This is a genomic window from Massilibacteroides vaginae, from assembly GCF_900178525.1.
Lineage (GTDB): Bacteria > Bacteroidota > Bacteroidia > Bacteroidales > Tannerellaceae > Massilibacteroides > Massilibacteroides vaginae.
On sequence record NZ_FXDJ01000008.1, the window covers coordinates 554,435 to 568,713 of the forward strand.

General features: G+C 39.4%; 11 protein-coding genes. 6 read left to right on the forward strand and 5 right to left on the reverse strand.

Translation table 11 applies throughout. The features are described from left to right. The first annotated feature begins 92 nt into the window (after positions 1-92). The 6 genes from B9Y81_RS07645 to nqrF are packed head-to-tail and all read left to right on the forward strand — an operon-like array spanning position 93 to position 5,935. Positions 93-1,445, forward strand: a complete 1,353-nt coding sequence (locus B9Y81_RS07645; RefSeq protein ID WP_085536390.1) for a Na(+)-translocating NADH-quinone reductase subunit A — start codon at positions 93-95, stop codon at positions 1,443-1,445. Positions 1,446-1,468: 23 nt separating this feature from the next. Continuing rightward, positions 1,469-2,662 (forward strand): NADH:ubiquinone reductase (Na(+)-transporting) subunit B, encoded by a 1,194-nt coding sequence (locus B9Y81_RS07650; protein WP_085536391.1) that lies wholly within the window; start codon positions 1,469-1,471, stop codon positions 2,660-2,662. Between the two features lie 19 nt (positions 2,663-2,681). Further along, the gene (gene nqrC, locus B9Y81_RS07655; protein ID WP_085536392.1) at positions 2,682-3,362 is read left to right on the forward strand and encodes an NADH:ubiquinone reductase (Na(+)-transporting) subunit C; all 681 of its coding nucleotides are present in this window, start codon (positions 2,682-2,684) and stop codon (positions 3,360-3,362) included. 11 nt (positions 3,363-3,373) lie between these two features. Next, a complete protein-coding gene (locus tag B9Y81_RS07660) occupies positions 3,374-4,006 on the forward strand; it encodes an NADH:ubiquinone reductase (Na(+)-transporting) subunit D (protein ID WP_085536393.1) in 633 nt (210 codons plus the stop codon). Positions 4,007-4,027: 21 nt separating this feature from the next. Then, on the forward strand, positions 4,028-4,645 hold the full coding sequence (gene nqrE / locus B9Y81_RS07665; RefSeq protein WP_085536394.1) for an NADH:ubiquinone reductase (Na(+)-transporting) subunit E: 618 nt from the start codon (positions 4,028-4,030) through the stop codon (positions 4,643-4,645). Between the two features lie 27 nt (positions 4,646-4,672). Continuing rightward, positions 4,673-5,935 carry an NADH:ubiquinone reductase (Na(+)-transporting) subunit F gene (nqrF, locus tag B9Y81_RS07670; protein ID WP_085536395.1) on the forward strand — a complete coding sequence of 421 codons (1,263 nt, stop codon included), beginning with the start codon at positions 4,673-4,675 and terminating at the stop codon, positions 5,933-5,935. A 77-nt stretch (positions 5,936-6,012) separates the two neighbouring features. Here the strand turns inward: nqrF and B9Y81_RS07675 are convergent, their stop codons facing one another. The 5 genes from B9Y81_RS07675 to rho all read right to left on the reverse strand — a co-directional run bounded on the left by B9Y81_RS07675 (position 6,013) and on the right by rho (position 14,128). Further along, entirely contained in the window at positions 6,013-7,356 is a 1,344-nt protein-coding gene (locus B9Y81_RS07675) for a citrate/2-methylcitrate synthase (RefSeq protein ID WP_085536574.1), read from the reverse strand. Between the two features lie 21 nt (positions 7,357-7,377). Then, positions 7,378-8,640 carry an NADP-dependent isocitrate dehydrogenase gene (gene icd / locus B9Y81_RS07680; RefSeq protein WP_085536396.1) on the reverse strand — a complete coding sequence of 421 codons (1,263 nt, stop codon included), beginning with the start codon at positions 8,638-8,640 and terminating at the stop codon, positions 7,378-7,380. 4 nt (positions 8,641-8,644) lie between these two features. After that, positions 8,645-10,897, reverse strand: coding sequence for an aconitate hydratase (locus B9Y81_RS07685; protein ID WP_085536397.1), 2,253 nt, complete (start codon positions 10,895-10,897; stop codon positions 8,645-8,647). Between the two features lie 172 nt (positions 10,898-11,069). After that, the gene (locus tag B9Y81_RS07690) at positions 11,070-11,951 is read right to left on the reverse strand and encodes a DUF3078 domain-containing protein (RefSeq protein WP_085536575.1); all 882 of its coding nucleotides are present in this window, start codon (positions 11,949-11,951) and stop codon (positions 11,070-11,072) included. 182 nt (positions 11,952-12,133) lie between these two features. After that, positions 12,134-14,128, reverse strand: coding sequence for a transcription termination factor Rho (gene rho, locus B9Y81_RS07695; protein WP_085536398.1), 1,995 nt, complete (start codon positions 14,126-14,128; stop codon positions 12,134-12,136). Positions 14,129-14,279: the final 151 nt, after the last annotated feature.

Sequence of the window (14,279 nt, forward strand, 5' to 3'; positions counted from 1 at the left end):
TTATTTCATTAATTAATTAGGTCATCATGCTCTTAAACATAAATAAATGTGTATTTTTGCGATAAAATTACATAAACATCTTAAGTTGTATTATGACAAATGTGATTAAGCTTAAAAAAGGCTTAGACATCCAACTGAAAGGCAAACCCGCGGAAGTACTGTTATCGAACGGGCGTAGCGCTAATTATGCTATCGTTCCAGATAATTTTAACGGTATTACCCCAAAGGTTGTTGTCCGCGTAGGGGATAAAGTTAAAGCCGGTTCTGTCCTTATCATAGACAAGACCTATCCCGAAATCAAATTCGTCTCTCCTGTAAGCGGTGAAGTAACTGCCGTGAACAGAGGTGAAAAGCGTAAAGTGCTTAGCGTCGTTGTTAAGCCCGACGCGGAAAACCAATACGAAGATTTCGGAAAGAAAAGTGTTTCATCCCTCAACGGTGAAGAAATAAAAGAAGCACTTTTAAATGCCGGCCTCTGGCCTTGTATCAAACAACGTCCTTACGACATCATAGCGCGTCCGAACGAAGTTCCACGCGATATTTTTGTTTCTGCGTTTTACACTGTTCCTCTTGCGCCAAATTTCGATTTTGTGATAAAAGGACAGGAAAACGATTTTCAAACAGGGATTGATGCGCTCGCTAAATTAACCGACGGAAAATTATATGTCAGTTTGAAAAAAGGATCGGCCATTAAAGTGAACAACGCTGAAGTTGTTGAGTTTGAAGGACCTCATCCGGCAGGAAACTTAGGTATACAAATTAATCAAATCAAACCAGTCAATAAAGGAGAAACTGTTTGGGCTGTTCGTCCTGACGATGTAATTCAGATTGGCCGTTTATTTAACACCGGCATTGCCGACTTTACCCGTTTGATCGCGCTAACCGGCTCCGAACTATCCAAAACAGGATATGTGAAAGCCATTTCAGGTTGCGACATTAACAGTTTAGTTGGAGACAAACTGCAACCTACGCAAGGAAACGTTCGTATCGTTAGCGGAGATGTACTGACAGGAACAAAAGTTTCTAAAGAAGAATTCCTCGGATTCTACGACACACAAATCAGCACACTTCCGGAAGGAGACGAAACCCATGAGTTTTTAGGTTGGGCCGCTTTAGGTGTAAATAAATTCAGCGCAGGATATACATTCTTAAGCAGTCTGTTTGGCGGTGTTAAGAAAGAACGTGTTATCGACGCCCGTATCAAAGGGGGTAAACGCGCCATGATTATGTCCAACGAATACGACAAGGTATTCCCGATGGATATATTCCCTGAATATCTGCTGAAGGCTATTATCACTTTTGACATTGACAAGATGGAAAATCTGGGAATTTACGAAGTAGCTCCTGAGGATTTCGCCTTGTGCGAAGTGGTGGATACATCTAAGATCGAGTTACAGAAGATTGTTCGTAACGGACTGGATCTTCTTTATAAGGAAATGAATTAATAATACAATAAACAGAATACACATTGAAAGCGTTAAGAAAATATCTCGACAAGATTAAGCCTAATTTTGAAGAGGGGGGAAAGCTGGGAATGTTCCGTTCTGTCTTTGACGGGTTCGAAACTTTTTTATTTACACCGAACACAACGTCAAAATCAGGAGTGCACATTCACGACAGCATAGATTCTAAACGTACCATGATAGTGGTAATCATCGCTTTGATTCCTGCTCTATTATTTGGTATGTATAATGTCGGTCACCAACACAATCTGGCAATTGGCGCAGATCCGGGTTTTTGGGCGACATTTATTTTTGGTTTTCTGGCAGTATTACCTCAGATCATCGTTTCGTATGGTGTTGGTTTAGGTATTGAATTTGTCGTTGCCCAGATCAAAAAAGAAGAAATTCAAGAGGGATTCCTGGTATCAGGTATGTTGATCCCAATGATCGTACCTGTAGATACACCGCTTTGGATGATCGCTATTGCTACGGCATTCGCGGTTATTTTTGCGAAAGAAGTATTTGGTGGTACCGGTTATAATATATTTAATGTGGCGTTAGTTACGCGCGCATTCTTATTCTTTGCTTATCCGGCAGCCATGTCCGGTGATAAAGTGTTTGTACGCACATCGACTACTTTTGGTTTAGGAGATGGCACAGTTGTAGATTCATTCTCCGGAGCAACTCCTTTAGGACAGATTGGTACAGCAACAACAAACAGCACAGCCGTTACCGACGTATTAGGCGATCCTTTATCATTAATGGATATGTTTATCGGTTTAATACCGGGGTCAATAGGTGAAACTTCCAAATTAGCGATCCTTATCGGAGCCGTTATTTTATTAGTTACCAAAATAGCCAGTTGGAAAACAATGTTTTCCGTATTTATCGGAGGTGCCGTAACCGCATCGTTGTTTAATCTGATCGGAACTACAGCATCTATGTCTTTAGGTCCGTTAGAGCATATTTTATTAGGTGGTTTCGCGTTTGGTGCCGTGTTTATGGCAACAGACCCTGTTACTTCGGCTCGTACTGAAAAAGGAAAATACATTTATGGATTGTTAGTTGGCTTCATGGCTGTAGTGATTCGTGTACTGAACCCTGGTTATCCGGAAGGTATGATGTTGGCAATTCTGCTGATGAACATATTCGCTCCATTAATTGACTATTATGTGGTTGAGGCAAACATCAAACAACGCTTAAAGAGAGCAATTAAGTAATAAAGAGGGAATATAAGATATGAATACACAAAGTAATCTATATACCGTTATATATGCGGCTTTGCTTGTAATTTTCGTGGCGGCAGCATTAGCTTTCACGAATCAGGTGTTAAAAGATACGCAAAAGAAAAACGAAGAGATTGATAAAAAGATACAGATACTGCGCTGCGTTAATGTTGTAGCTACAGCAAAAGACGTAGAGGCAAAATATGATGAACTGGTTCAGGAAACTTTTCTTGTAAACAAAGATGGCGATAAAGTTGAAGGTGATGCTTTCAAGACAGATGTTGCTAAGGCTTTTGCAGGCGGAACTGCCCTGCCGGTTTTTGTTACAAAAATTGATGGTCAGGTCAAATATATCGTCGCTATGCGTGGCACCGGTTTATGGGGTCCGCTGTGGGGATATTTGGCTTTGAATGATGATAAGAACACGGTTTTTGGTGCAGACTTCAGTCATGCCGGTGAAACTCCGGGGTTAGGGGCAGAAATCACGCTTCCATTTTTCGGACGCCAATTTGTTGGCAAAGAAATTTTCAAAAATGGGGAGTTTAAAAGTATTGCCATTGTGAAGCCTGGTAAAACAGCTGAAGGACAGGACTACGTAGATGGTATTTCCGGTGGTACGATTACCAGTCAGGGAGTAGATAAAATGATCTACAACAGTTTGAATAATTATGTGGAATTTTTAAAATCTAAATAACTAAGCAGACTATGAGTTTATTTTCTGGAAAAAACAAAGATATTTTACTGGGACCTATTAGTAAGAAAAACCCGGTTGTTGTACAAATGCTTGGTATTTGTTCGGCACTGGCCGTTACTGCTAAGTTAGAACCTTCTATCGTAATGGCAATTTCCGTTGTTGTGGTTATTGCGTTTGCGAATGTGATCATTTCTTTGATCCGTAAAACGATACCTAACCGTATCCGTATTATTGTTCAGTTAGTAGTAGCCGCTACATTGGTTACATTAGTTAGTGAAATATTAAAAGCATTTGCTTACGATGTAAGTAAACAGTTGTCTGTTTTTATCGGACTGATCCTAACAAACTGTATTTTGATGGGACGTATGGAAGCATTCGGTTTGAGCAACGGCCCCTGGGAGTCTTTCTTGGATGGGGTTGGTCACGGAGCCGGCTATGGTGTAATTCTTATTATTGTAGGTTTCTTCCGTGAACTATTAGGTTCGGGCACTCTTTTAGGTATACAAATAGTTCCTCAGATTTTTTATGACTGGGGCTATGTTAATAATGGATTGATGATTCTCCCACCAATGGCACTTATTGTTATTGCTGTGATTATCTGGATTCATCGAGCGAGAAATAAAGACCTTCAGGAGGAAAAATAAAACAGGTAAATAAGAAATAACATGCAAGAAATATTAAGTACGTTAGTCAGTTCAGTATTCGTTGAAAATATGGTTTTCGCATACTATTTGGGTATGTGTTCGTATCTGGCTGTATCTAAGAACGTAAAAACAGCTTTAGGCTTAGGGCTTGCGGTCACGTTTTTCCTTGTCTTTACCGTTCCAATCAATTTTTTGTTGGATAATTATGTGTTAAAAGAAGGTGCATTAAGCTGGTTAGGCGAAGGTTTCGCAAACGTAGATTTAAGTTTCATCAGTTTAATCATTTTCATAACAGTTATTGCTTCGTTCGGTCAGTTGGTTGAAATGATAATCGAGCAATTTATGCCTTCTTTGCAAGCAGCGTTAGGTATTTTCCTTCCTTTGCTTTGTATCAACTGTGCTATCCTTGGGGGTGTGTTATTCATGCAACAGAAAGCATTCGCGAACGTAGGCGTTGCAACTGTTTACGGATTAGGTTCGGGTATCGGTTGGTTATTGGCCATCGTCGGACTGGCTGCAATTCGTGAGAAATTAGGCTATTCTGATGTGCCTAAACCATTGAAAGGGTTAGGTATCACATTTATCATCACCGGATTAATGGGTATGGCATTTATGTGTTTCTCCGGATTGAAGATATAATATTAACGAATTAAGTAATAAATAAAGATGACAATACTTATATCAGGTGGGTTTACAATCATCGTCAGTGTAATCGTATTCTTTACGCTGACAATGGTTATCGTAGCCACTCTATTATATGCAAAAGCAAAATTGATTCCCTCCGGTAATGTGAAATTAACTGTAAATGGGGAGAAAGAGTTTAGTGTAGCTCAAGGTGCTACTCTTTTAAATACACTTCAGGGTGAAGGCATTTATTTGTCTTCCGCTTGTGGTGGTGGTGGTAGTTGTGGACAATGCCGTTGTCAGGTATTAGAAGGAGGAGGTACTATCCTTCCTACTGAAGTTGGCTTCTTCTCACGCAAACAAATTAAGGAAAACTGGAGACTTGGTTGCCAGACTAAGGTAAAAGGTGATCTGTTAGTTCAGGTTCCTGAAGAGGTGTTCGGAGTAAACGAATGGGAATGTACAGTAGTTTCTAACCATAACGTTGCTTCTTTCATCAAAGAATTTACCGTTAAATTGCCGGAAGGCGAAACGATGAACTTTAAATCCGGTAGTTACGCGCAAATCGCTATTCCGAAATTCGATATCAAATTTGCAGACATGGAAATTGACGACCGATTCAAAGCGGAATGGGATAAGTTCAAACTATGGCCTTTAACATGTAAGAATAATGAAGAAACAATTCGTGCTTACTCTATGGCCAACTACCCTGCCGAAGGAAATATTGTGACCCTTAACGTTCGTATTGCAACACCTCCATTTGACCGTGCAACCGGAACATGGAAAGCCGGTGTTACTCCGGGTATCGCGTCTTCCTACATATTCTCACTCAAACCGGGAGACAAAGTAAAGATGTCCGGTCCTTATGGAGATTTCCATATCTTAGATACCAAACGTGAAATGTTATACATTGGTGGTGGTGCAGGTATGGCTCCTTTGCGTGCGCACTTGCTTCACTTATTCAAAACGCTTAAAACTACGGATCGTACAGTGACTTACTGGTATGGAGCCCGTTCTAAGAATGAAATATTCTACGAAGAAGATTTCCGCGAAATAGAAAGGGAATTCCCGAACTTTAAGTTCAACATTGCACTGTCTGAACCACGTCCGGAAGATAACTGGACAGGTTATGTAGGATTTATTCATCAGGTTATTTATGATCACTACCTGAAAGATCATGAAGCACCGGAAGATATTGAATACTACATGTGCGGTCCCGGTCCAATGTCTAATGCAGTAAAAGTGATGTTAGATAACCTTGGCGTCCCTCGTGAAATGTTATTATTCGACGATTTCGGAGCTTAACAAAGTTTAGCTTACTATATAAAGAAAGGGCGGTTGAAAATTTTCAACCGCCCTTTCTTTATAGTAGCTAAAACTTATTATCTTTTCTTCAAAGGAATATAAGCCTCTTCGTCTAAAACATTCTTATATGCCGGACGTATAATACGTTTTCCATCGAATGTCAATTCTTCAATACGATGTGCCATCCATCCTACGATACGTGACATCGCAAATAATGGAGTGTAAATTTCTTGTGGTAAACCAATCATTTCATATACAAATCCGGAATAGAAGTCAACATTTGAAGATACACGTTTCTTCGTACCTTTAAATTTAGCGAAACTGTCGATCGCGCGTTCTTCCAACAGTTCCAGGAATTTAAATTCTTCTTCACGACCTTTTTCTTTAGCTAAATCACGGGCTAATTCTTTAAGAAGAACAGCTCTGGGGTCGGAAATAGTGTAAACAGCATGCCCGATACCATAAATTAAGCCGGAATTGTCATATACTTCCTTATTTAACATGCGCATGAAATAAGCGTCAATTTCTTCCACACTGTTCCAATCAACAATATTTTCTTTCAAATGATGAAACATATCTGCCACCTGAATATTAGCACCTCCGTGCAAAGGACCTTTCAATGAACCAATACCTGCTGCTATTGACGAGTAAGTATCCGTTCCACTGGAACTCGTAACGCGCACTGTAAATGTTGAGTTGTTACCACCACCGTGTTCAGCTTGTAATACTAACAATAAGTCCAACGTACGTGCATCAAGTTCTGTATATTCTTTCTGTAACATAAACAAGAAGTTTTCAGCCAAAGAAACGTTTTCTTTTGGATGACGAATATGCAGCGAACGACCCTGTGTACTGTGACGATAGATATTATAAGCGTAAGCAATAATTGTCGGGAATTTAGAAATTAACTCAATAGCCTGACGCATCAGATTGTCTCGTGATGTATCATCCGGGTTTATATCGAATGTATACATTTCCAATACGCTACGCGCTAGAATATTCATGATATTTTGTCCTTCCAGATCAAGAATATTCATTTTTGTTTTTTGCTCAAGAGCCATATTCTCATTAAGCAATTCTTTAAATGCCGCTAACTCCTCCTTGTCCGGAAGCTTAGCAGAGAGCAACAAATAGCAAACTTCTTCAAATCCGAAGCGTTTTTCTTTCAGTAAAGCGTGGGCTAAATCTTCCACATCATACCCACGATAAAACAATTTTCCGGGGATAGCCTTCAAACCACCTTCCGGCAGTCGTTCGTAACCTACAACATTACCAACTTTTGTGAGTCCTACCAGTACACCTGTTCCATCCTCATTACGTAATCCTCTTTTCACATCGAACTTCGGGAACAATTCATTGTCTATTTTAGTACACTCTTTCGCCAATTCGGAAAGACGGTAAATTATATATTCTTTTTTCATGAGCATTATATTTTAATTTGTTTATAATAAAGTAATAAGCATTTGCCCAAATTCCTTAGTACCTAATGATGTTCCATTTGGCATAAAGCGAGCTAAATCATGTGTTGCCTTCCCGCTTTGAAAAGACTTTTCTAATGCTTCCGTAATTAAAGTTGCAGCAGCATTCCAGCCTAAATATTCCAACAACATCACAGACGAAAGCAGTAAGGAGGAAGGATTCACAATATTCTTTCCGGCAATGTTAGGAGCGGTTCCGTGGGTAGCTTCAAAAACGGCATGTCCTGTATTGTAATTGATATTTGCTCCCGGAGCTATACCAATACCTCCAACCATTGCAGCCAATTGATCCGAAACGTAATCACCATTCAAGTTCAGCGTGGCTATAACAGAATATTCTTCCGGGATAAGTAGCGTGTTCTGCAAAAATGCATCGGCAATCACATCTTTAATGATAATCTTGCCTTCTTTTTCTGCTTTTGACAAAGCAGCCTTAGCGGCTTCTTCGCCTTGTTCTTTTTTCAATTGTTCATACTGAGGCCAGGTAAAAACACGATCTCCAAATTCTCTTTCAGCCATCGCATATCCCCAAAGTTTGAATCCTCCTTCGGTAAATTTCATTATATTCCCCTTATGCACAATTGTTACACTCGGCAAATTATGTTTTAACGCATATTCGATAGCCGCACGGATCAATCGCTCGCTTCCCTCTATAGAAACCGGCTTAACGCCAAACGATGATGTTTCCGGAAAACGAACTTTGGTTACGCCCATCTCTTCGGTAAGGAATTTTAGGAATTTCTTTGCCTCAGGCGTTCCCTGCTGCCATTCAATGCCTGCATAAATATCTTCCGTATTTTCACGGAAAATATACATATCCACTTTCTGAGGTTCTTTCACCGGAGTTTCCACACCTTTAAACCAACGAACAGGGCGCAAACAAACAAAGAGATCCAACGTTTGTCTCAAGGCAACATTCAACGAGCGGATTCCTCCGCCAATAGGAGTAGTTAATGGACCTTTTATTCCTACTAAGTATTCTCTGAACGCTGTCATAGTTTCTTCAGGAAGCCAACTACCCGTTGCATTAAATGCTTTTTCACCGGCAAGTACTTCTTTCCATTCTATTTTTCGTTCACCGTTATATGCTTTTTCTACCGCTGCATCTACAATACGCTGGCTTACGGGTGTAATCTCCGCCCCTACTCCATCTCCTTCAATAAAAGGAATAATAACATGATGCGGAACAATAAGTTCTCCGTTTTGTTTTATTATTTTTTCTGACATAGAATTAGTTAGTTTTCAAATAGTTCAATGCACTTCCTGCCTTAAACCATTCAATTTGTAAATCATTATATGTGTGATTAACCGGGAATGATTCCTCAGAACCATCTTTGTGTTTCACCACAACGGTCAACTGTTTTCCCGGAGCAAATTCTGCCAATCCAATAACAGAAAGCGTATCTCCTTCGGCTATTTTATCATAATCCCCTTTATTAACAAAGGTCAAGGCCAGCATACCTTGCTTCTTGAGGTTCGTTTCATGAATACGCGCAAAACTTTTTACCAATATTGCTTTTACATTCAAGAAACGGGGTTCCATTGCAGCATGTTCACGAGAAGACCCTTCTCCATAGTTTTCTTCGGCTACAACAATAGAAGAAATTCCTTTTGCTTTGTATTGTTTTGCAACAGAAGAAACACCTTCATATTCACCGGTCAGACCATTCAATACAGCATTTGCATTTCCATTAAAAGCATTGATTGCTCCCATCAGCATATTATCCGAAATATTTTCCAGATGACCTCTGAAACGCAACCATGGACCAGCCATTGAAATATGATCTGTCGTACATTTTCCTTCAGCCTTCAACAATAGAGGTAAATCTAAATAGTCTTTCCCGTCCCACTTAGAGAAAGGCGATAAAGCTTGCAAGCGATTTGAATCCGGGGCAATCTGAACATTTTCATTACTTTGTCCTGGAGCAATATAACCGTTGTCTTCTACAGCAAATCCGTTTGCAGGAAAATCAGAACCTACCGGTTCTTTGAGTTTTACTTCCCGACCATCTTTCGTTTTTAACGTATCTGTCAATGGATTAAAACATAAATCACCCGCTATCGTAAGCGCCAATGTTAATTCGGGAGAAGCAACAAACGCATGGGTATTCGGATTTCCATCAGCCCGTTTAGCAAAGTTACGATTGAAAGATGTCACAATTGAGTTTTTACGCGTATTATCATCCGTATGCCTTTTCCACTGTCCAATACAAGGTCCGCAGGCATTCGCCATAATAACAGCGCCGATTTGTTCGAAGTCATTTAATATCCCGTCTCTTTCCGCTGTATAGCGGATCATTTCAGATCCCGGATTTATAATTAAAGGAGCAGCTACTTCAATCTGCTCGGCTCTGGCCTGACGAGCAATGGAAACGGCACGACTTAAATCCTGATAAGACGAGTTCGTACAAGAACCGATCAAGCCAACTTCCATTTTACGTGGGTATCCTTTCTCCTTAACGATTGCAGCAAATTGAGAAATTGGAGTTGCAGCATCCGGAGTAAACGGTCCGTTAATGTAAGGTTCAAGTTCAGATAGATTGATTTCAATCACCTGGTCATAATATTTCTCCGGCGAAGCAATTACTTCCGGATCCGGTTGTAAATGTTCGGCTACTTTTTCTGCCCATTCTGCGATCTGACTACGTCCGGTGTTACGCAAATAAGCAGCCATGTTTTCATCAAACCCAAACAAAGAAGTGGTTGCTCCAACTTCAGCACCCATATTACAAATTGTAGCCTTTCCTGTAGCAGAAAGAGAAGAAGCTCCGTCTCCAAAGTATTCAATAATGGAGTTTGTTCCCCCTTTAACAGTCAGAATTCCGGCTACTTTCAGAATAACATCTTTAGGAGAAGCCCATCCGTTCAATTTACCTGTCAGTTTTACGCCGATAAGTTTAGGCATTTTCAGTTCCCATTCCATACCACTCATCACATCCACTGCATCAGCTCCTCCTACTCCAATGGCAATCATTGCAAGACCACCGGCATTTGGTGTATGCGAATCTGTGCCGACCATCATTCCTCCGGGAAACGCATAATTTTCCAGTACTACTTGATGAATAATACCAGCTCCCGGTTTCCAAAAACCAATGTTGTATTTATTTGAAACAGATTTAAGGAAATCGTATACTTCCCGATTACTATCAGTTGCTGTCGAAATATCAGCTTTAGCACCCATATTTGCCTGAATAAGGTGGTCGCAATGTACGGTAGCAGGTACTGCAGAAGTTTCTTTCCCTGCGTTCATGAACTGAAGTAAAGCCATCTGGGCGGTAGCATCTTGCATAGCTACTCTATCCGGACGGAAATTCACATAATCTTCACCTCTCTTATACGATTGAATTGTTTGTGGGTTATAAAGATGGGCATAAAGAATTTTCTCTGCCAGGGTCATTGATTTATTTATGTTATTACGAGCATGGCTTACTTTTTCAGCAAAGCCGGAATAAAACTTCCGAAGCATATCTATATCATGTACCATATCTATTATTGTTTTATTGGTTTTTAGTAATAAACAAATATAATGTTTTTGCTTTCAATTTGTATTCAATTTAACTTATTAACAAATAGAAGATATTTATATCTAATTTTAAACTTACGTAATGAAAAACAAACAACAGACCATTACGTTCGTTTTATCCAGAGTTTTTCAATCAGAAATTATACGCTAAACCTACGCCTAATATTTCTTTAAATTGAATTTTCGGACCTTGCGATTTTCCATCCTTATCTACAAACTTAACATCATCATCGTATTTGAGCGTCGCGTTAAGCGTAGCAGAAAGGAACTTATTTATTTTCATACTGATAAGAACATCCCAGTTTACATCAATATTACCAAACGACTTATCATAGGCGGTAAATAGATCCAATGTAGAAATAAGACTCACATTTTCCATCACCCCTTGTTCAACTCGTGCTTTCAGATAAGTACCTACTTCGGCTCTGAACTTATCACCCGGATCAACACCAAAAGCTCCGATTCCCGACAAATAGTCATCTTGTACAAACGTTAATTTGGCCGATGCCGGCGAGAAATAGACTGAATAATTAGCCTTAGGTCTGTACTCAATACCTAACGAAAGATTAGAATAAGCAGGAGCCATGAAATTTGAAATGATCTTCGATTTATCGGGATATTTATATCCTTTATAAAATTGGGTTTTGAAAGATCCCATCGCTGTATAAAAAAGCTTGTTATTGGTAGAATAACCCAATTGTGTAGAGAAATCAATATTATCATTGGTCTTCTTTGTACCATCCGTTTCTAGTTTAGATAAGCCATATTCGAGAACCAGTGTATTTACCCAAAGCCAGTTACCACTTTTACGCTTTAAGGCACCATTTAAATAGATATTACCTGCTACTGCATTTTCCCCTCCGGCAGACCAGTTACTCAAAGTTGTCTGAGACAAATTCATTCCGGTTACACCCTTCAAGTCCCAAGCTCCATCAACATATCCCTGCTCATCCGTTTGTCCAAAAGTAAAGAAACTAATCAAAGTCAAAACACTAACTAATAAAGTTCGATTCATAAAATTTTTCATTTTTGTTTATTCATATATTAATAAACAGTTAAAAATCCATATTTGTTTATGAAAAAGACATGAAAAGACAAAGAAATTCAATCACTGTTTTTACACTAATCATAAAGATCACAAAAAAAATGCCTGACAGGATTATCCCTATCAGGCATTCAGTATATTAGAAAATATTTTTAGCTATTCATTGAAGCCAAGAACTCCATATTGTCATACGTTTGTTCCATACGTTTTTTCACAAACTCCATAGCCTCCATTGAATTCATATCAGCCAGGTATTTACGAAGAATCCACATACGGTTTAGCGTATTGTCATCCTGAAGTAAATCGTCGCGACGAGTACTTGAAGCAGTAATATCAACAGCAGGGTAAACACGTTTGTTAGACAATTTACGATCCAACTGCAATTCCATATTACCCGTACCTTTAAACTCTTCAAAAATCACTTCGTCCATCTTCGAGCCCGTTTCGGTTAATGCGGTTGCCAGAATAGTGAGGCTACCGCCGTTTTCGATATTTCGGGCAGCACCAAAGAAACGTTTAGGCTTTTGAAGCGCATTCGCGTCAACACCTCCGGACAACACTTTACCTGAAGCAGGCTGTACTGTATTATATGCACGAGCCAAACGAGTGATTGAATCCAACAGTATAACAACATCATGTCCGCATTCCACCATTCTCTTTGCTTTGTTCAGCACGATATCCGCAATCTTCACATGTCTTTCTGCCGGTTCATCAAAAGTAGATGCAATAACTTCTGCGTCCACACTACGAGCCATATCAGTAACTTCTTCCGGGCGTTCATCAATCAACAAAATGATCATGTAAACCTCAGGATGATTAGCCGCAATAGCATTCGCGATATCTTTCAGAAGCATCGTTTTACCTGTTTTCGGTTGTGCTACGATCAATCCGCGTTGTCCTTTACCGATCGGTGAGAACAGATCAACAACACGAACAGCTATCTGATCATTTACCTTATTGGATTTCTTAGCCGTAAGCATAAACTTTTCATCTGGGAAAAGCGGTGTCAAATGATCAAAAGGAACACGATCTCTCACCTCTTCCGGCGTACGTCCGTTAATACGGTCAACTTTTACTAATGGAAAGTATTTTTCTCCTTCTTTTGGAGGACGAATCGGTCCTTCAACAACATCACCTGTTTTAAGTCCGAATAACTTAATTTGTGATTGTGATACATAAATATCATCCGGAGAAGTCAGGTAATTAAAGTCCGACGAACGCAGAAAACCATATCCATCCGGCATCATTTCCAACACGCCCGAACCAATAAGTATTCCATCGAATTCATACGGTTTTTCTTGCGGGTTAGCATTTCCGGCTTTAGGAGCAGGGTGATTATTGTTCTGTCGGTTATTATTTTGACGATTTGTATTTGCAGGTTGAGCAGCAGTTTGTTCAGCTGCGGCCTGACGTGGCTGTTCCTGTTTAGGCGTAGAAGAAGCCATCGGAAACATCTGATCAAGAAGCGAATTCGCATCCGGATGTCTGAAGAAAACACGTTTATTTTCGGTTTTTTCTTCCGCTGGGACAGGCGAAGCTTTTTCAGCGACAGGATTCGTTTTCTTTGGTTCTTCCGCCACTTGTTTCTTCGCCACCGGAGCAGGAACAGGAGCAGTTTTCGCCTTTTCTTCAACAACCGGAGTTTCCTCCTCAACTACGGCTACTACAGGGGCAGGCTTCTTTACTACTACAGGAGCTTTCTTTTCAGCAACTGTTTCTTCTTTAGTTTCTACAACCACCACCTCATTTTTAACCTCTTCTTTTTTCTTTTCGATACGAGGTTTTTTAGGTTTTTCTTTTGTTTCTTTTTTAGTTGACTTTTCTTCTCCCTTTACTTCAGGCACAGATTTAGGTTCTGTTGTTTTAGAACTTTCTGTTTTCTTTTCTTTGGCTACTGCTTTTTCTTTAGGGGCTTCAGATTTAGTCGTTTTTTTTGTTTTTGACTGATTTACAGCCTTTTTAGCTTCTTTGTTTTTTTCTTTCTCAGCTTGTAAACCGGCATAAGATATCGCTTGTTCATCTAATATTTTATAAACAAGTTCTTCTTTACGTAAAGAGCTGATTTTTTTAATTCCTAATTCTTCGGCAATTTTCTGTAATTCCGGAAGAAGTTTTTCATTCAATTCTAAGATGTTATATTTCTGCATATTGCGAAGTAATAATAATAAAGATAAGATAATAATGGTATGTTCATGTTACTACATATAAACATGTGAACAACCTTATCATTGCGTTTATTGCTGATAAAAAGTAAATAGTAAATTATAATAATACCGGATTGTTTAGCTAATCTGACTC